The organism is Asticcacaulis sp. P2_C5 (assembly GCF_056404555.1).
This window is the reverse complement of sequence record NZ_JBFUDU010000007.1, coordinates 91,437-110,830: the sequence shown is the minus strand read 5'-3', so window position 1 is coordinate 110,830 and position 19,394 is coordinate 91,437. Positions and strand designations below refer to the sequence as shown.

Below are 19,394 nucleotides of genomic sequence, written 5' to 3'. Positions count from 1 at the left end.
ATGTTCGTGTCGGTTCGTGTGGTTCGTGGTCAAATCTTGCTTCCAAATTAGTTTGCCAAACGGAGAACTATCAAATATAGTTTTCCATATGGAGAACTATCAAACCTCGCTCGATGCTGCCTTCCACGCCCTCGCCGATCCAACGCGGCGGGCTGTGGTCAGCCGCCTGAGTCGGGGACCGGCGCCGGTCAAGGAACTGGCGCGGCCCTTCGCCATGGGCCTGCCGTCGTTTATGAAGCACCTGCGGATCCTCGAAGAGGACGGTCTGATTACCTCCGAAAAAGTCGGGCGTGTTCGCACATGTCGGGTCAATAGCGAGACCCTGGCAGCGGCCGAATCGTGGCTGTCCGAGCAGGTCGCCATCTGGCAGGGCCGAACGGACCGGCTGGCCGACTATGTCGAAACCCTTATGCCCAGGAGCCTGGACGATGCCGATTGAAACCTCCGAACTGACCATTTCGCGCTTTATCAAGGCGCCGCCGGCCGTCGTGTGGAAAGCCTGGAGCACACCCGAGCATCTCGCGAAATGGTGGATACCGCATCCTATCGAATGCCAGGTGATCAAGCTGGATATGCGTCCGGGCGGCGGCTTCGTGACGCGCATGCGCGAGGGCGAAGGCGCCTTCCAGCCGCATGTCGACGGCTGTTTTCTCGAGATCGTGCACGAAGCACGCCTGGTCTTCACGACGGTCCTGACCGAGGGCTGGCAGCCGGCCGAACCCTGGCTGGCCCTGACCGCGATTATCACCTTCGACGCCGAAGGCAGCGGTACCCGCTACGCGTCACGCGTCCTGCACAAGAACCCTACCGACGCACAAAAGCACGACGAGATGGGCTTTCAGGAGGGCTGGGGAACAGCAATCGCCCAGTTGGCGGCCGTCGTCGAGTAACCGGCGTAACGTGCCCGCAAGGCCTTCATCCGTGTCACTATAACGGCCGGTGTCGTCTCTCTTACCACACCATATGGCTGCTAACATCCGCCATCACGGTATTGAGCACGGTGATGCTGTTGCCGCTGCCCAGTGTGATGACGGTGTCGAGACCGACCTGGGTGAAGACGATGCCGGCGCCATTTACGACGCCATGGGCCAGGGCATGGACATTGATCCGGTCGTTCTGTGCAGCGCTGAAGTCGAGGATCTGGTCGATCCCGGAGCCTGCGCCAAAGACGAACTGATCCGCGCCCAGGCCACCCAGCAGAGTGTCATTGCCGCCAGCGCCGGTCAGCAGGTTGTTGCCGGAGGCACCGGTAAGGTGATTGCTTAGCCCGTTGCCGACGCCGTTGATATTGCCTGTACCCGTCAGGATCAGGTCCTCGAAATAGTCTTTCAGCGAATAGGAGACTGAAGAGCGTACCTCATCGATCCCGCCCGCGTCGACACCGGCCAGCAGTTCGGAGATGCCCATACTAGCATTGTCGACGATATAGGTATCGTTGCCGCCGCGGCCGTAGAGCTTGTCCGCGCCACCGCCACCGATGAGGAAGTTGACGCCAGCATTGCCGTAGATAGTATTGGCCAGGGCGTTGCCCGTGCCGTCGATGGCCGCATTGCCGGCCAGAGTCAGGTTCTCGATATTGTCACCCAGGACATAGGTGATGGCCGACTGGACCGTATCGGTACCTTGGTTGAGCCCTTCGATGACCACATCGCCGATGTTTTCGACGATATAGATGTCGTGGCCTGCCCCACCCGCCATGGTGTCGGCGCCTGAACCGCCATTGAGGATATTGTTGCCGGAATTGCCGTTCAGCACATTGGCGAGGGTGTTGCCGCTGGCATTGATATGGGCCGTGCCGGTCAGGGTCAGGGTCTCGATTGACTGGGCGTTGGTCAGGGCGAAGGTGACCGAAGACAGCACTGTGTCGTTGCCCTGGTTGTTGCCTTCGGTGACGCTGTCGCCCAGGCTATCGACATAGTAGCGGTCGTCGCCCGTGCCGCCGACCATGGTGTCGTCACCGGCGCTGCCACTGAGAGAATCATTGCCGTCCAGACCATACAGGACATTGTTGGCGGTATTGCCGGTGAGGGTATTGGCCGCCGCGTTGCCGGTGCCGCCGATGGCTTCCGTGCCTGACAGGTACAGCGACTCGAAATTGTCTAGCAGGGTGTAGGTGATGTAGGCGCGTACTTGGTCTTTGCCTTCGGCGCTTTGTTCGATCACGCTGTCGCCCAGGCTGTCGACATAGTAGCGGTCGTCGCCCGTGCCGCCGACCATGGTGTCGTCACCGGTGCTGCCAAAGAGAGAATCATTGCCGTCCAGACCATACAGGGCGTTGTTGCCGGCATTGCCAGTGACCGTATTGGCGGATGCGTTGCCGATGCCATTGATGGGGTCCGCGCCTGACAGGTACAGCGACTCGAAATTGTCCAGCAGGGTCCAGGTAACCGAAGCAATTACCTGATCATTGCCTTCACCATTGGCTTCGACCGCGCTGTCACCCAAGCTGTCGACATAGTAGGTGTCATTGCCGTCACCGCCGGTCAAAGTATCGGCGCCCTGGCCGCCTTTAAGGCGATTATTGCCAGTATTGCCAATCAAAGCGTTGTCAAACGCATTGCCAGTGGCCCAGGTGTCACCCGTCCCCGTGAGGATCAGGCTCTCTATTTCCTGTCCGGTGGACAGCTGGACTGACGTGCTGGCATAGACCACATCCGCGCCTTCACCCGCGCCTTCGCGTATCTGATCGCCGACCTCGACCCAGTAGCTGTCGTTGCCCGTGCCGCCGAATAGCGTGTCCTGTCCCAAGCCACCGATCAGGCTGTCATTACCGCCATAGCCGCGCAGGACATTAGCCAGATCGTTGCCGGTCAGGATGTTATCGGCGCCATTGCCGCTGCCATTGACCGCTGCTCCCGCCAGAGTCAGGTTTTCAAGATTGGCGCCCAAGGTCCAGTTGATACTGCTCTCGACAGTATCCATGCCTTCATTGACATTTTCAACTGCCACGTCACCGGCCGAGTCGATCACGTAGGCATCGTTACCGATCCCGCCAGCCAGGGTATCGTTGCCGAACCCGCCAGCCAGGGTATCGTTGCCGACGCCACCGTCCAGCCAGTCATTACCGCTAAGGCCTTCGAGCCTGTCATGGCCGTTGCCGCCATAAGTCCAGTCACGGCCTGTTGTAGCCGTAATCATGTCGTCTGCACCCGTACCGTAGATCAGGTGATCGGTGGTGTCGTTGGCGTCGACAGCCGCGAATACGTGCTGGTAGACGTGGAACTGATCGGGCGACTTGGTGACCGACCATCCGACCACAAAGCCACCGTCCGGCAATTCTCCAACGTCAAGTCCCTCTATATCGTCGTCGATGTCACCAACGACATGCGCGTCGCCGATGACCTGTCCAGACGCATCGTAGCGCTGGACATACAATCTGGACAAAGCGAGTTCGTAATCGACAGCGCTGTCTTGATAAACGACGACAAACCCGCCATCACTCAGGCCACGCACCAAGGAAAAGGTTTGAGCGCCCAGGGTTGCATTGTTGACCAGCGTTTGGCCGCCAATCGCGGTGCCCACCGCGCTATAGCGTTGGAAATAAACACCCAGATCGTCAGCCGAGCCGGCACCATACCAAAGAATGACATAACTGCCATCGTTGAGGGTCGTCGTACTCGTCAGAAGTTGGAATCCCTCCGTCTCCGTGTTGACGTGAACCTCGCTGCCGACAGCCGCGCCCAGTTCGTCAAATCGCTGAGCATAGAGGCCATACTCATCACCATCTTCGCTGCGGCCTTCCCAGGCAATTACATAACCACCATCATTTAGCGCGCTGACTAAGGGAAGATATTGCGACAAGATTGTATATGTGTTGACAAGCGATTCTACGCCTACAGTATGACCGGCGGCGTCATAGCGTTGGGCGTAAACGCCGTACCGGTCACCGTCCTGGCCAAAGCTCGCCCAGGTAACAACATAGCCGCCGTCGCTCAAACCGGTGACTGCGGGATGGTTTTGGTTGTCGGTCATATAGGTATTGACACGGATTTCCCCGCCAACCGGCAGATTGTGGGCGTCGTAACGCTGACTTACGATCTCGGTGCTTGTCCCTCCTTGCGGGCTAACCCAGGTCACAATGAATCCACCGTCGGCCAAAGCAGAAATCAAGGCGTGGTCCTGGTCCCCACCAACTGTCGTATTGACCCGGAATACATCGCTGACAGCATTGCCATCCGTGCTATAGCGCTGCGCGTAAACCCCATAGCTATCGCTGGCACCATAACCTTCCCACAGGAGGACGTAGCTGCCGTCCGTCAAGGTCGCGAATGCTGCGTTGCTATAACGCGAAGTACTGTTAGACACTACATCGGTCACGCCGTTGTCATGAAGTATAGTGGCCACTTGGATTCTCCCCCTCGCAAAAAAACGCAATCAACTCTCATCCGCGCACTGCGGCAATTTTGCTTTAATGCCACCCTAGCTACATCGACTCATAGTTCAATAGGTAAGTTGTTGACGTCTGATGGCACGTTCGACAAACGCCCGGTGGTCGCTCAGCCCCGCCACCTGGCCGGCGTAACGCGCTCGCAATGCCGTCATCCGCCGTGTCAACTCAGCCTCGGACTCCATCTCCGCCGCCATGTGCCAGCGCGCCGGCATCATGCCCTGCCCGGCCAGGACGGCAAACCAGCTGGCTTCGCGGAACAGTTCTCCGGCCCGCAACGCGACATGTCCCGTATCACGGAAGATGTCCATGCGCTCGACCAGGCTGTCCGGCACAGCCATATCCCGGCAGCGGTGCCAAAACGGTGTGTCGTCGCGTTCTGTTACCTTGTAATGGGCGATCAGGAAGTCGCGGACGTTTTCATAATCGTCCAGCATGTCGCGGTTATAGCGCCCGACCAGGCTGGGCACGAAACCGTTGCGTGGGAACAAGGTCACCAGCCGCGTAATCCCCATCTGGGTCAGGTGGATCGAGGTCGATTCCAACGGTTCCAGAAAGCCGCTGGCCAGGCCGATCGCCACAACGTTTTTCTCCCAAACCTTCAAGCGGTGGCCGGTGACGAAGCGCAGCACCTTCGGGTCTTTCAGCACCGTGCCATCCAAGTTGCCCATCACCGTGGCCGTCGCTTCATCTTCCGAGACATAGTCGCTGCAGAAGACATAGCCATTGCCGACGCGGTGTTGCAGCGGGATGCGCCATTGCCAGCCGGCATCGCGTGAGGTCGACCGCGTATAGGGCGTGATTGGTCCTGCTGGACTTTCATCTCCAGAGGGCCCGCCCTCCGGCAAGGCCGACTGGCCGCCCGAGCCGTTGCGAGGAGCCCGCGCGGCGCTTGAGCGCGGCAAAGAAGGTACAGCGACGGCGCGGTTGCGCGGCAGCCAGTGCGACCAGTCGACATAACCGGCCTTTAGGGTCTGCTCGATCAGCAGGCCGCGAAAGCCCGAGCAGTCGACAAACAGGTCACCGGCGACCACCGGACCGGTCTTCAGCCGCACAGCGGTGACAAAGCCGCTGACAGCGTCCTGATCGACCGCCTCGACCATGCCCTCGACCCGCGTGACCCCGCGCGCCTCCGAATAGCGCCGCAGATAAGCGGCATACAGGCCGGCATCGAACTGGAAGGCATAGTTCAGCTTGCCGCGCTCAAAACGGTTGTGGCGCGCCGCCACGGTCTCCAGATTGAACGCGCCGAAGTCCGTATCGCCGCTTAAGCTGGCCCAGCGCAGCCAGCTGTGCAGAAAGCGCGGCTCTTCGGGCGCAAAAGCTCCGAACGGATGGAAATAGCGCTCGCCCTTGCGTTTCCAGTCGACGAATTCGATGCCCAGCTTATAGGTCGCCCTGGTCTCGCGCAGGAATTCGTCTTCATCGAGCCCCAGGACCTGATTGAACATCAGGATCGGCGGAATGGTCGCCTCGCCGACCCCAACCGTACCGATCTCCTCGGATTCGACCAGGGTGATCGTGTAGAGTTCCGTGCCCAGGCTCTTGGCCAGCATGGCGGCGGTCATCCAGCCGGCCGTGCCGCCGCCGACAATGACGATATTGCGGATGCGCTTCATGCAACAGTCTCCGCCATGGTCCGCACACGGTCCAGAACCTGGGTCCTTATGTTGGTCAGTATTTGGGCCATGCGCAGCTTAAGTTCATCCTCCGTTACGTTGTCAGCGATGGGGTGCCAACTGCGCGACAGGAAACCCTGGCCGGCGAACAGGGCGAACCAGTCGGCTTCCTTAAAAGGCTCGGTATGCGGCACATGGATGTGGCCGGCGCGGGCAAACATGTCGAGCCGTGCGCCCAGACTGGCCGGCAGTTCGACCTGGCGCCGGTCCTGCCAGAACGCCGTGTCCTGGCGCGCCACCAAGGCATTGCGCGCCACGGCAAAGTCGCGCCAGGCGACGAATTCGGCGCGCATATCGGCGTTGTGGCGGTTGATCACACTCGGATGGAGGCTGGCAAAGGGTGCAACCTCCGCCAGCCGCGTCAGTCCCACCCGAAGCAGTTCCGTCCCCGCCCCGTCCAGAGGCTCGATAAACCCGGCCGCCGGGCCTATGGCCACGACATTGCCCGACCAGAAACGCGACCTATGGCCCGGTCTGGCCGCAATCGCGCCCGCCATTTCGGCCCACCGGCTGTCGAAGACCCTGCCCTGGCCCAGCGGCCCGCGCCATCGCCAGCCGGCCGCCTCGGTGGTGATCGTGACGCGGGATGACGCCTCACCCGGTATGACCGTGACCCGATCGCAGGGTAGCCAGCGGCGCCAGTCCTCATAGGCGTCGCCTGTGACCTCGCCAATCAGCCGGCTGTCGCTCGACGCGTCGATATAGAGCTGGCCCTCGATCCGCGCGCCGTTGGCGAGGTGCAGACCCGCAACCTCTCCCGTCTCGGCATCACGATGGACGTGCTGTATACGCGCCGCATGATAGCCGACAGGACCCGCCGCCGGCTTCAGGGCAGCGATGAGGTCAACGGGTTCGCAGTCCGTCTGCGGCACCTCTCGCGAGACCAGGGTCTCGGGACTATAGCGTCCGAAGTCGGGATGGCCGCCGCTGGCCAGCAGGCGCAGCCAGTAATGATGAAATCCGATACCGTCCATATCGTCGCCGAACGGTCCAAAAGGCTGAAAATAGGACCTGCCCGGCCCCCAACCCTCAAATGTCGTACCCAGGACGGTTCCAGGCCCGCCTGTGTCCACGCCGAGATCGCGTAAATAGCTCGCAAAGCCGGGGCGCAGATAGGCTTCCGGCACGCCCGGGTCATCGCCGGCGACCAGGGTCACGCGCACCCCCATGCGCCCAAACACAAGGGCGGCCGTCCACGCGGCATAACCGCCGCCAATAATAACTACAGTGTTCATGATTATACAAAAAAGCTGCGCCGCCACCCGAAGACGACGGCGCAACAGTCCGGGAAGAACCTAGTACTTGAAACGCACGCCGATCTGGTAGCGGCGATCGCTCTTGATCCAGTCGGAGTCGATCGTTACAGCGGCGGCGCCCGGAGTTTGTTTGGAATCCCCAAACACCTGCTGCTGCATGACGGTCGTCGTACCCAGCATGTTGGACGCATCCAGCGACAGTTCGACATTGTCGCTGAGCGCGTAACGGAACGACCCGTCGAGGAAGCCCGAAGCCTTCTGCCAGATCGGCAGGCCGATACAGCAGTCGAGGTTGTTGGCCAGGAAGGCCGAGCGCCAGCTATAGGCCAGACGCGCCCCGATCTTGCCCTTTTCGTACAGGACGACCAGGTTGTAGCTATCGTCCGATATCCCGGCCAAACGGTGCGAATCTATGACCGCGCCGTCCGTTTCCAGACCGCCACCGAAGGCGATCGTGCCGCCGGCCGCGTACCCGGGCTGGTTGGCCAGGTTCGAGTTGTTGATGCCCGACTGGCTGGTATGGGTGTAGTTGGCCTGGAGACCCAGGCCATCAAACGGCGAGGGCAGGAAGTCGAAGAAGGACTGATAGGCCACTTCGAAACCCTTGAGCGTCCCGCCACCGTCGCCGTTTTGCGGGCCACGGATGCGGACGTTCTCGGTCGCGCCGTTGTTCGTGAACGATCGCAGGAAGTTACCGAATTCGATGCTGCCGTTCAGCTTCTTGTAGAACATGTCGATCGTGAAGGAGCTGGTCGAGCTGAAGTAGTTTTCGTAACTCAGGTCGAACTGGTCGGCGGTGATCGGCGACAGGCCGCCATAGCCGGAGTCGGCTGTGAAAACGAAGTTGTAGCCCTTCACGTTCGCCGCGGTATGCGGACCATTGGGATCGGTCCAGATGACGTAGGACGAATCCGCCGTGGTCGAGATGGCCGGAGCATGGATGGCCGTATAGTTGCGCAACTGACCGAAGTCCGGCCGCGACAGAGCGCGCGAGGCGCCGAAGCGGATGAACTGGTGGTCGTCGAGGCCGAAGCGCAGGTTCAGGCTGGGCAGGAAGTGCTCGTGCTTCTTGCTCAGGTCATTGGCCGAACCGGCGGCATTGCTGAAGGCCAGCAGGTCGGGGGTCAGCCAACAGATAATATTGGTGACCGAACCACCGTTGAGCGGCGCGTGGGCGCATTTGTCGGCGGCCGTGGCGTAGGTCTTGCCGGTGCCGACATCGGTGAACTGCGAGGTGTACCAGGCCGTGTCCGACGGGAAGGAGACGCCGCCATGGCTGGTGTTCTCGGTCTGGACGTAACGTACGCCGACATTGCCCTGCAGGGTAACGCCGCCGAAGATCGTCTTGTCCGGGCCGCCGAACTTCAGCATGAAATAGGCCGCGGTGGTCTTTTCCGTCACGTCGAGCATTTCCGACGGAACGTAGCACTTGTCGACCACGTCGGCGTCGGTGCGGTTGCACAGAGGCGTCCACAGGAAGGGCGAATTGGTCTTGGCCCCGTTCAGCGCCGCGATGGCGCCGTCGTGATCCGCCAGGGTTTCACGGCTGAGGAAGACCGTGTTGCCATTGGGATAGAAGTCGCCGTCGAAGAACTTGCCCAGGCTGGCGGTTTCCCAGATGCCGGCGCCGTAACCCTGGAAGGTGCCGCCGTGGCAGGCCGGATAGGCGGCCGGCGTGGTGTTGTCGATGTTGAAGCCCGGGCCGTTACAGCCCCAGTTGGCGGCAACCGGCGACCAGTTGTACTTGGTGTAGCGCACATTTTGCTCACGGTCTGCGTAGCGCACGCCCACCTTCAGCGAGTCGAGCCAACCGATGTCTTCGAAGGCGTACTGTGCATCCGCCCGCAGAGCCAGTTCGTTGGCGTCGTTGTTTTCGTAGTGATCCTGGATGAAGTGCAGGAAGTAGTTGTGCGGATTGGAGATGCCGCCGGCGGCGTAGTTGACGTTCGAGCCCGGCAGCAGGGTGATCATCGGCGTGCCGTCATCATTGGTCTTATAGCCGACATTGGCCAGCGTGTCGTTGGCGACCAGTATGTCGTAGTTGCTGGTCTCGGCCTCGATATACTGGAGGTCGAAATTGGTCTTCAGATGATCGTTGACGTCCCACTTCAGGTTCATCGAAAAGTCTTTGGTGCCTTCCGAGTGGTTGAAGTTGCGCGCCTGGTTTTCGAGATAGACACCTTCACGGTTAGTGGCGCAGGTGGTGACCGTGTGATCCGGCTCTTCACCACAGTAGTTGACGAAGGGCTTGCCCGGAACGGCGGAACCGTGGTCGATATGCGCCTGGGTGCCGAAGCCCCAGTCGTCGAGCGGCTGGGTCAGGTCGCCGGAATCGAGCATGCCGTCGGCGCCGAACGCCAGGGCCGGCGTGCCAGTGGCGGGAGCGATGAAGGCGGAGGTCTGTGGCGCGAAGGCGGGCGCCGCCCACAGGCCGAACAGGCCGACATTGGCGCTGCGTTCCAGCCAGGCGTTGCGATAGTAGCTGTCGTTGTATTGCGCCGTGAACAGGACGGTATGGTCGTTGTTCTGGTACTGGAAGGCCAGGGCCGACCCGTGACGCGACCGGTCATAGACGACCTGGCTGTAATTGACGCCCGACGGCATATACAGCCAGCCGGTGCCCCCGTAGGGGTTGGCGGCGCACGGAATCGAGCCGTCGGCACTGACCGTCGGCGCCGAAGCCGAGCCGAAACCGGACGTGCACAGGGTGCCGATACGCAGCATGTGAACGGCTTCGGTCTGGGTCAGGACGTGCGAATTGGCGTAGTCGGCCAGGAAGCCGAATTCACCGGCATCGGTACTCCAACGGTTGGAGTAGATGCCCGAGTATTCGTAGGTCGTCTTGTCCGAACGGTCGCCGTAATTGGCCTTGGCCGAGATAGAGATAAGCTGGCCCTTGGAATCGAACGGCACGCGGGTGCGCAGGTTGACCGAGCCGGCAATGCCGCCTTCGATCATTTCCGCCGTGGCGTTCTTGTAGCTGTCGACACCGGCCATCAGTTCCGGCGATATGTCGTTGAAGTTCAGGCCGCGCGCGGCGTCGGCCGAGAACGAGTCGCGGCCGTTGAATTCGGTGCGGACGAAGGTCAGGCCGCGGATCAGGACCTGGGATGGCTCGCCCGAAAAGTGCGAGCTGTCGTCGCTGGACTGCAGGCGGCCGACCGTGATGCCGGGGACGCGTTGCAGGGCTTCGGCGACCGACTTGTCCGGAAAGGCGCCGATGTCGGTAGCGGTGATGGAGTCGACATTTGTGTCGGCGTCCTTCTTGATCTGCTGAGCGGTCTTGAGCGCGCGGCGGACGCCCACGACCACGACCTCCTGGGCGTCATCGGCCGCCGGCGCGCCCGCCATGGTCTGATTTTGTGCCGTATCCTGGGCGCAGACGGCTCCAGCAAGGCCCATGCCGGTGAGACCTATGGCCGCCAGGGCCACGATGGAAACCCCCGCCTTAAGCCCCTTGAGACCCGCAACTGACCCTTGGCCCGTTCTATGTTTTTTCATTTTTTTCTCCCTTGAGCCTCCGTCATGAAGACCCGTGCTGCTGCAAAGCGGGCACAGACGGGGACCATTCGGCGCGCCGCTGTGACGGACACGCAAAACCTCATCCTCGGATGTACCCGGACACGCGTTTCCCAACACTGGCAGGGTCACATGCCGCACCGACGCAGCGGCGAAGCCCCAAAGACCTCGACGCACCTGGCGGCAACCCCTTCTTATCCGGCAGCCCTAGGGCCACCTTCCCGCGTCATTGCCGCGCGGGTTTTTTCGTCATCAAAAACTGTGCATCTGCGAAAAGCCTTCGACATTCATTCTTATGACACACATCATTTCACCATGTCATGCATAATATTATGTGCGTCATATTATGCAGCCACGTTTTTAGCATACAGGATAAGTGCTTGCATGGAATGGACTCAATTTTTCGCCAGTGAATATTTTCACGCCGATTTGCATATTTGCAACATCGTCGCGCTTTATGCGTCTTTTTGTCAGCCCCATAACAGGCCGTCTACGGATCATTTCGGCGCTGGCGTCACCTCGATGAATCCGTTGGCTGTCAAGCGTCCGGCGGCAGGGTTTGGGCTCAGGGCAGCGCCCTTTAAAAGTGCGGAATGCAACACATGGGTGCGATACAGGATCAGCCGGTCAAACACGGCTTCCGCCTGCCCGGCCAGGTCATAATACGCCATCCCGTCGCCGGCATAGTCGGTCAAGCTGCCCGGCGCATGTTCGATCTCGGCGCTCGCAGCCGCAACATAGGCCGCTTCACGGCTCGCATCGACGGATTCGAAGCCCGTCGCCTTATGGCGGAAAAAGCCCGTGCCGCCGAAATCGCCACGGCACAGATAATGGACCATGGCCAGACGCCCGGCATCCAGCGAATCATAGTGCGGGATCTTCTGGATCGGCTGGGCCTGATCAGCCGGCGTGGTCGCCAAAGCGAAGAAGCCGAAAAACTTGATCCAGGCGTCGCGGGGCAGGCCGAACGCCGCCTCGATGGCGCCACGCAGGCCGGTCACCACGGTCTGGTAGTAGGCCTCGGGCAGGGGCGCATTGAGGCCGGGATATTTTGTGTGTCCGGGGACATAAAAACCGCCAGCCTGCGCGGCCGCGATCATGGCCTGCGGGTCGGCCAGGACATTGTCGATCACCAACAGGGGCTGGGCCTCATGGCCAATCCGCCGAAGCTGGATGCGTATCTCGCGATTGAGCGCAAAGGCGGTCATGACCGCAGATAGGCCTGGCGCAGTTCGCGCTTCAACCGGTCGCGCATGGCGCGGTTCATCGGGCCCAGGACGCCTTTCATGCCGTCAGGTATATGGGCGGTGGCGTCGCCCTGGGTCTTGAAGACATAGGCGTCGAACATTGCCTTCCAATAGGCGCTTTCGCCGGGCGGCAACTGCCCAAGCGCCAGCAGGGCGGTCTGGAAAGCGTCATTGGCCCCATCCAGTCCACTGGCGTTGTCACCCCACCAATAGTTGACCATGGCATTGTACGGGTCGAGTGAGGTGACGTGGTGCCACCAGTATTTGGGCATAAACAGGGCATCGCCAGGTTCGAGATGCGCCACGACCGCCCGGGCCATGGCCTCGCGGAACCTGGGGAAGCGGTCATAATCCGGCTGTTCGGGATCGACCAGCGACAGGGGCGGCGGATTGTCAAGCGGCCCGACATAGAGGTTATTGACCTGATCGGGCGGGAACAACAGAAAGCGCCGGCGGCCGGCGACGACACAGGCCAGGTTGTGGTCGCGATCATTGTGGGTCTGGGTTTTCAGCGGTCCGCCGATCCATAGCCGTGGCGTGATCTGCGGTGGAATCATGGCGATGGTGTTATCCGCGACAAAGGCCGGCAGGTGGCTCGTCAAGGGCAGCATCTGGATGGCGGTAAAGGGCGCCTCGGGACGCGCGAGATTGCGCTCGATCTGATCCAGGGTTTCGCTGATGCCGCGGCTGCGTTTGGTGAAGTTGAATTCGCGCAGGTCCGAGCCGTAGACATACCGGCCTCCGCTCGAAAAAGGCGCTTCCATGACCGTGGTCTGGGCGCCGCGATCCATGGCCTTGAGATAGGTATTCATGGTCCGGGGCGTCTGGCCGGCGGCCAGGGCCGGCCAATGGTCGAACAGGCCTGATATAACTACCGGCTGTTCGGCGGTGACAATCCCGGCAAAGGTCTGGGCAAAGGAATGGGCATCGGCGCCAACGCGCCGTATGACCTTCGGCAGGCTGTCCAGCCCCCCATCCATCCTGATTGTCCCTGACCTTGTCTATTTTGTGATCAGGGTAACATCAGGGGGCCGCAGCAATAACCCTGCGTGACCGTATGCATACGAATTCAATAGTACCCGGCGCTATTGCGGCCAGGCCTCCTCGACTGTCTTCAGCCAGGCTTCGGCCATCAGGGCATGACCGGCATAGGTCGGGTGCACGCCGTCCCACGACCAGGTATCGGCCGGCGCCAGCTTGGCAGCCTCGTCGAACACGGCCTGATAGGGGATAAGTGGCAAATGGTATTTGGCGGCTAGCCGCGCCGCCACGTCCTGGCGCTTTTTCAGATCAGCCCGTTTGGACTCGTAGTTTTCGGCATAGCTGCGCACAGGCAGGATAAAGGATTCCCCCAGCACGATTTTGATCCCGGGATCCTGTTTCAGGGTCTGCGCGATCAGGCTGTCGTAGGCGGCCTCGTAGGCGTCGACCGTTTCGCCCGAGCTGTAAAAGGTATCGTTGACCCCGACCATCAGGCTGAGTACATCGGGATGCAGGTCCAGTGTATCGGCCTGCCAGCGTTTTTCGAGGTCGATGGCGGTATTGCCGCTGACGCCGCGATTGAGAAAGGCGATATGGCGTTCGGGATAGGTCAGGCCGATCTCGCCGGCCAGCATATAGGCATAGTCCTGGCCCATGATATGATTTTGGTCGTCACCGGGCCACCGCCCGCCCTCGGTGATCGAATCGCCCTGGAACAGAACCACGGCTCCGGGTTTCAGCGCCGCCAGCTTTTCGGTTACCCTTGCCTGACCCGGTGTGGTGGCCATCAGCCCTGCCATTACGGCTAGTATCGCCCACTGCCGCATATCGCCTCTCCCGTGTTTGACGCTAACCTAATGTCAAGCCGGAGATTATTGAATAAGTAAAAAATTTGGACCGGTAAAATCCACAAACCGAGCCGCATCGCTACAAACGACTAATATTGACGAACAAATCGCTCAATTCGCGCCTTGGGATATTCGCCAAAATTGACCAGCAAACCAAGTTGTAGCTTGGTCGCCTTGAGGTAATTCAAGACCTGATTTTTGGCATCGTCGTTGAGCATTTCAGCAACTTTGAGTTCGACGACTATTTTCCCGAAGCAGATGAAGTCAGGCTTGTAGATGGTCTCCAAGCGTTCACCCTTGTAGATCAATGACAGTTCCGGGTGTTCGATAAACCCGATACCCGCGCGGCTGAATTCCCGTGCCAGACATTCCTGGTAGACACCCTCAAGAAAGCCGGTACCCATTTCCCGACTGACTTCGAAGATTGCACCACGGATCGCGTAAGTTTCGTCGCGATAAAGTAAATCCCCCTTTTCCATGACCGCCCTCTTTTTAATTGAATAAACGTCATAGCATTTTTGGAACAAAAGGTGAACAATTAATTTATGTGCCGACGGAAATATGCGCTCGATTTGAATGAGCGCTGCTACACATTTCGCGCCAAACGTCTGAATCTACGGTAATTTTCAACGCGGAAAGCGCAGAAAAGTCGGAAAGTCGCCGAAATTCGGGGCGTTGCGACAACCGCGCGAAACATTATTCGCACCTGTTGCGGCGACCATCGAAATATAGCCGTTGGGGAGCAAATCGCCCGCAGGGCTCTCATCCGAGATGGTGGTATTCACCCAACGGGAAAGCGCTACGCGCATCAGAAATCACATCCTGAATTTCGGCGTCTTTCCGACTTTTCCGCGCTTTCCGCGGTGAAAATTACTGTAAAATCAAGAGTTACACAAAAAATGTAGCCGAACTCAGCCGACATTACACGCCCAAACGACGAAAAAGGCGGCCCGATCGGGACCGCCTTTTCCTTATGCGCTTCTGGCTTGCAGCTTTTGCTGGATGGCCAGGATCTCGTTCGGCATGACCTCGACAAAGGCTCCCAGCGAATGTTCCCAGTCATCGAGAATGGCCTGGGCGCGCGGTGACAGGGTCTTCTCCAGATGCGCCACGATCAGCGAGCGCAGCCGGGCGACCGACGTGTCCGGCACGGAGCGCAAGGTCACGCCCTCATGGTTGACATGGCTGGCCAGCGTGCTGTCCGGGTCGTAGATATAGGCAACCCCACCGGTCATGCCGGCGGCGAAGTTCATGCCAACCTTGCCCAGAATGACCACCGTACCGCCGGTCATATATTCGCAGCCGTGGGCGCCAACGCCTTCGACAACCGCCGCGGCGCCCGAGTTACGGACCGCAAAACGCTCACCGACCGAACCGGCAATATACAGCTGGCCCGAGGTTGCGCCGTACAAAAGTGTATTGCCGGCCAGGGCCTGATGCTCGTGCCACACCTTGGGCCGCACCACGATGGTGGCGCCAGACAGGCCCTTGCCGACATAGTCATTGGCCTCGCCGATCAGGTTGATGAACAGCCCCTTGACGGCAAAGGCGCCCAAGGACTGGCCCGCCGAGCCGCGCAGTTGCAGGGTCAGGTGACCTTCGTCCAGCGTATCCTTGAAGCGTTGGACCAAAGCGCTCGACGTCCGCGTACCGACGGCGCGCATGGTGTTGCGCACCTCGTAGTCGAGCTGCATCTTTTCGCCGCGATCGAGCAGGAAGGCAGCATCCTTGATGATCTGGGCGTCCAGCGTATCGGCGACGACGTTGCGTTCGTCGGGTGCGGTGATCGGCGCCGTCGGATCCATCTCGACCTTGACCAGCAGCGGATTGAGGTCGAGATCGTCTAGGTGTAACCCGCCGCGCGACATCTGGTGCAGCATGTCGGTGCGGCCGACGGCTTCTTGCAGCGAGCGCAGGCCAAGGGATGCCAGGATTTCGCGCACTTCCTCGGCGATAAAGGTGAACAGGTTGATCACCTTGTCCGGCGTGCCGGTGAACTTGGCGCGCAGGCGTTCATCCTGGACGCAGACTCCCACCGGGCAGGTGTTGGACTGGCATTGGCGGACCAGCAGGCAGCCCATGGCGATCAGCGACGCCGTGCCGATACCGAACTCTTCGGCGCCCAGCATGGCGGCGACCACGATATCGCGTCCCGTCCGCATGCCGCCGTCGGCCCGCAGGCGAATCTGGCCGCGCAGGTTGTTGAGCGTCAGCACCTGGTGGGCTTCCGACAGACCCAGTTCGAACGGCAGGCCGGCGAACTTGATCGACGACAGGGGCGAAGCGCCGGTCCCGCCAACGTGGCCGGAGACCAGGATGGCGTCGGCCTTGGCCTTGGCTACACCGGCAGCGACAGCGCCGATGCCCGACTGCGACACCAGTTTCACGGTGACGCGGGCGGTCGGGTTGATCTGCTTCAGGTCGTAGATCAGCTGGGCCAGGTCTTCGATCGAATAGATGTCGTGGTGCGGCGGCGGCGAGATCAGGCCGACACCCGGCGTCGAGTGACGCATGCGGGCGATGAATTCGGTGACCTTGAAGCCGGGCAATTGCCCGCCTTCGCCGGGCTTGGCGCCCTGGGCCACCTTGATCTCGATTTCGCGGCAGTTGTTGAGATATTCCGCCGTCACGCCGAAGCGGCCCGACGCGACCTGCTTGATCGCCGAGTTCGGATTGTCGCCGTTGGCGCGGCGGTTATAGCGTTCCGGATCCTCGCCGCCTTCACCCGACACCGAGCGGGCGCCGATGCGGTTCATCGCGATGTTCAGCGTCTCATGGGCTTCGGGGCTGAGCGCGCCCAGCGACATGCCCGGCGTGACGAAACGCTTGCGGATCTCGTTGACGCTTTCGACTTCCTCGATGGCGATCTCGGGGTACTTCTTCTGCCAGTTCAGCAGGTCGCGCGGCGCCGTCGGATGCGTCTTCGACATCTTGTGGACCAGCTCGGAATAGCGCTTGAAGGTCTCGTAGTCCTTGCGCGTCGTTGCGTCCTGCAAAAGGTGGATCAGCTTGGGCTGATAATAGTGGGTCTCACCGGCCGCGCGCATCTTGTAGAAGCCGCCGATGTCGACGACCGGCTTCTTGCTGGCGAAGGCCTTGGCGTGCAGCTCGGCCAGCTTTTGCTCGATGCCCGACAGGCCAATGCCCGAAATGCGCGACGTCACGCCCGGGAAGTATTCGGCGACCAGGGCGCGCGACAGGCCAAGCGCCTCGAATTCATAACCGCCACGATAGGACGAAATGACCGAAATGCCCTTCTTGGCCAGGATCTTCATCAGACCCAGCTCGATCGACTTCTTGTAGTTGAGGAAGGCCTTGTGCTCGTCCAGACCCTGGTAACGGCCCTGGGCCAGGCGTTCCTGCAGCAGTTCCAGCGACAGATAGGGGTTGATTGCCGTCGCGCCGACACCAACCAGCACGGCAAAGGCGTGCGGGTCCATGGTCTCGGATGAGCGGACGATGAGCGAGACGAACGAGCGCAGGCCCTTTTGCACAAGGCGCGAATGGACAGCTGCGGCGGCCAGGATCATCGGCACGCCGAGACGGTCTGCCCCCAGGGTCTCGTCGGTCAGGACGATCATGCTGCTCTTGTCTTCGGAGACGGCCCTGACGGCTTCGTCACGCAGCGCTTCGAGACGTGTTTTCAGGCCACCCTTGCCCACATCGGCGGCATCGAAGGTGCAGTCGAGCTTCGCCACCTTGCCGGCGGTATCGAAGGTGATCATCCGCTCGTACATCAGCGTCGTCAGGAACGGGCTTTCCAGCACGAAGACGTCGGTCTGGGCCTCGTCTTCGGCCAGGATATTGCCGAGGTTCTTGAAGCGGGTGCGCAAAGACATGCCCTGCGATTCCCGCAAGGGGTCGATCGGCGGATTGGTGACCTGGGCGAAGTTCTGGCGGAAAAAATGCGCCAGGGGACGCCACTGTTCCGAAAGTACGGCCAGGGGCGTGTCATCGCCCATCGAACCGATGGCTTCCTTGCCGTCCTTGACCATGGCGTCGAGGACGGTGTCGAGGTCTTCGTGGGTGAAGCCGGCCGCGATCTGACGGCGGCGCAGTTCCTCGCCGTGATAGGTGCGTGGCTCCGGACCGGGCGCGATCAGCGGCTCCAGCTCGATCATGTTTTCGAGCCAGCCCTGGTAGTTGTGCTTTTGCGCCAGGGCCTCGATCAGGTCGTTCTCGGAATAGAAACGGCCTTCTTCGAGGTCGACGCCGATCATGCGGCCGGGGGCGATATGCAGGCGGCGCAGAATGCGGTCTTCCGATACGCCGGTCATGCCGGCTTCGGAACCGACGATCAGCAGGCCGTCACGCGTTTCGGCGACGCGCAGCGGACGCAGGCCGTTGCGGTCCTTGCCGGCGACAACCCAGCGGCCGTCGGTGGCGCAGACCGCCGCCGGGCCATCCCACGGCTCCATGACGGCGTTACAATAGGCGTACAGCGCCTTGTGGGCGGCTGAGACAGTAGCGTTATTGGCCACGGCTTCGGGGATCAGCAGGGCCTTGGTCATCGGCGCCGAGCGGCCGGCGCGGACCAGCAGTTCGAAGACATTGTCGAGGGCCGCCGAGTCGGAGCCGCGCGGCTGGATCACCGGCTTGACGTCCGAGGCTTCGCCGCCGAAGGTCGCCGCCGCCATGCGGATCTCGTGCGACTTCATCCAGTTGACGTTGCCACGCAGGGTGTTGATTTCACCGTTGTGCGCCAGCATGCGGAAGGGCTGGGCCAGGCGCCATTCCGGGAAGGTGTTGGTCGAGAAGCGCTGGTGGAAGATGGCGACCGACGAAATGAAACGCGGGTCCTTCAGGTCGAGATAGAAGTCATCGACCAGCTCGGCGCGGAACATGCCCTTGTAGATCAGGGTGCGGGCCGAGAAGGAACAGAGGTAGCAGTCGAGATTGGCCTCATCGACGCGCTTTTCAATGCGGCGGCGGCACAGGAACATGGCGCGTTCCAGCGCTTCGCCGCTCAGACCTTCCGGCGCGGCCATCATGATCTGTTCGATTTCCGGGCGCGTGCTCATGGCGCGGCTGCCCAGTTGCGTCACATCGACCGGCGGCTGGCGCCAGCCATAGAGGTAAAAGCCCGAACGCAAGATTTCCGATTCGACGATGGTCCGGGCCGCTTCCTGGGCGCCGATGTCGGAACGCGGCAGGAAGACCTGGCCGACCAGAACGGGGCCCGGCTTGGGGTGGTGGCCGATATTGCGGACCTGCTCGCGGAAGAAATCCTGCGGCACATTGATCATGATGCCGGCGCCGTCGCCCGACTTACCGTCGGCGTCGACCGCTCCGCGGTGGAACAGGGCTTTCAGCGCCTTGACGGCCAGTTCGACGACGTCGCGGCGCGGTGCGCCATCGATGGCGCAGACAACACCGACGCCGCAGGCCGAGATTTCCGATTCCGGATCATAGGCGTGCCCGTCGATCAGACGCTGACGGGTTTCCTGGTAATGCTTGTACGAGTCGAAAGAGGTCAT

The 19,394-nt window shown here is 61.0% G+C and carries 11 protein-coding genes; 2 read left to right on the top strand and 9 right to left on the bottom strand.

What is annotated here, in order from left to right; genetic code table 11:
- Positions 1 to 88 precede the first annotated feature (88 nt).
- Both AC1DXO_RS13860 and AC1DXO_RS13855 read left to right on the top strand, forming a co-directional pair.
- Positions 89 to 439, top strand: coding sequence for an ArsR/SmtB family transcription factor (locus AC1DXO_RS13860; protein WP_476978755.1), 351 nt, complete (start codon positions 89 to 91; stop codon positions 437 to 439).
- Positions 429 to 890 (top strand): SRPBCC family protein, encoded by a 462-nt coding sequence (locus tag AC1DXO_RS13855; protein ID WP_476978754.1) that lies wholly within the window; start codon positions 429 to 431, stop codon positions 888 to 890. Before AC1DXO_RS13860 ends, AC1DXO_RS13855 begins: the two co-directional genes overlap by 11 nt.
- A 61-nt stretch (positions 891 to 951) precedes the next feature.
- On the opposite strand, the gene AC1DXO_RS13850 is transcribed toward AC1DXO_RS13855, so the two are convergent.
- From AC1DXO_RS13850 to gltB, 9 genes are all read right to left on the bottom strand, one after another.
- Positions 952 to 4,344, bottom strand: a complete 3,393-nt coding sequence (locus AC1DXO_RS13850) for a beta strand repeat-containing protein (protein ID WP_476978753.1) — start codon at positions 4,342 to 4,344, stop codon at positions 952 to 954.
- A 96-nt stretch (positions 4,345 to 4,440) separates the two neighbouring features.
- Positions 4,441 to 6,006: a tryptophan halogenase family protein gene (locus AC1DXO_RS13845; RefSeq protein WP_476978752.1), complete on the bottom strand. Its 1,566-nt coding sequence runs from the start codon at positions 6,004 to 6,006 to the stop codon at positions 4,441 to 4,443.
- Positions 6,003 to 7,301 (bottom strand): tryptophan 7-halogenase, encoded by a 1,299-nt coding sequence (locus AC1DXO_RS13840; protein WP_476978751.1) that lies wholly within the window; start codon positions 7,299 to 7,301, stop codon positions 6,003 to 6,005. Before AC1DXO_RS13840 ends, AC1DXO_RS13845 begins: the two co-directional genes overlap by 4 nt.
- A 60-nt stretch (positions 7,302 to 7,361) precedes the next feature.
- Complete coding sequence (locus AC1DXO_RS13835; protein ID WP_476978750.1) at positions 7,362 to 10,823, bottom strand: TonB-dependent receptor; 3,462 nt, start codon at positions 10,821 to 10,823, stop codon at positions 7,362 to 7,364.
- A 515-nt stretch (positions 10,824 to 11,338) separates the two neighbouring features.
- On the bottom strand, positions 11,339 to 12,049 hold the full coding sequence (locus AC1DXO_RS13830; RefSeq protein WP_476978749.1) for a DUF6445 family protein: 711 nt from the start codon (positions 12,047 to 12,049) through the stop codon (positions 11,339 to 11,341).
- The gene (locus AC1DXO_RS13825) at positions 12,046 to 13,068 is read right to left on the bottom strand and encodes a cupin-like domain-containing protein (RefSeq protein WP_476978748.1); all 1,023 of its coding nucleotides are present in this window, start codon (positions 13,066 to 13,068) and stop codon (positions 12,046 to 12,048) included. Before AC1DXO_RS13825 ends, AC1DXO_RS13830 begins: the two co-directional genes overlap by 4 nt.
- A gap of 105 nt (positions 13,069 to 13,173) precedes the next feature.
- Positions 13,174 to 13,857, bottom strand: coding sequence for an SGNH/GDSL hydrolase family protein (locus AC1DXO_RS13820; RefSeq protein WP_476978747.1), 684 nt, complete (start codon positions 13,855 to 13,857; stop codon positions 13,174 to 13,176).
- 149 nt (positions 13,858 to 14,006) lie between these two features.
- On the bottom strand, positions 14,007 to 14,396 hold the full coding sequence (locus tag AC1DXO_RS13815) for a GxxExxY protein (RefSeq protein WP_476978746.1): 390 nt from the start codon (positions 14,394 to 14,396) through the stop codon (positions 14,007 to 14,009).
- A gap of 492 nt (positions 14,397 to 14,888) precedes the next feature.
- Complete coding sequence (gene gltB / locus AC1DXO_RS13810; protein ID WP_476978745.1) at positions 14,889 to 19,394, bottom strand: glutamate synthase large subunit; 4,506 nt, start codon at positions 19,392 to 19,394, stop codon at positions 14,889 to 14,891.

Coding starts and splice junctions, on each gene's coding strand:
- AC1DXO_RS13860 (WP_476978755.1), top strand. CDS start 89: ATGGAGAACTATCAAACCTCGCTCGATGCTGCCTTCCACGCCCTCGCC.
- AC1DXO_RS13855 (WP_476978754.1), top strand. CDS start 429: ATGCCGATTGAAACCTCCGAACTGACCATTTCGCGCTTTATCAAGGCG.
- AC1DXO_RS13845 (WP_476978752.1), bottom strand. CDS start 6,006: ATGAAGCGCATCCGCAATATCGTCATTGTCGGCGGCGGCACGGCCGGC.
- AC1DXO_RS13840 (WP_476978751.1), bottom strand. CDS start 7,301: ATGAACACTGTAGTTATTATTGGCGGCGGTTATGCCGCGTGGACGGCC.
- AC1DXO_RS13835 (WP_476978750.1), bottom strand. CDS start 10,823: ATGAAAAAACATAGAACGGGCCAAGGGTCAGTTGCGGGTCTCAAGGGG.
- AC1DXO_RS13830 (WP_476978749.1), bottom strand. CDS start 12,049: ATGACCGCCTTTGCGCTCAATCGCGAGATACGCATCCAGCTTCGGCGG.
- AC1DXO_RS13825 (WP_476978748.1), bottom strand. CDS start 13,068: ATGGATGGGGGGCTGGACAGCCTGCCGAAGGTCATACGGCGCGTTGGC.
- AC1DXO_RS13820 (WP_476978747.1), bottom strand. CDS start 13,857: ATGGCCACCACACCGGGTCAGGCAAGGGTAACCGAAAAGCTGGCGGCG.
- AC1DXO_RS13815 (WP_476978746.1), bottom strand. CDS start 14,396: ATGGAAAAGGGGGATTTACTTTATCGCGACGAAACTTACGCGATCCGT.
- gltB (WP_476978745.1), bottom strand. CDS start 19,394: ATGACCTCTTTCGACTCGTACAAGCATTACCAGGAAACCCGTCAGCGT.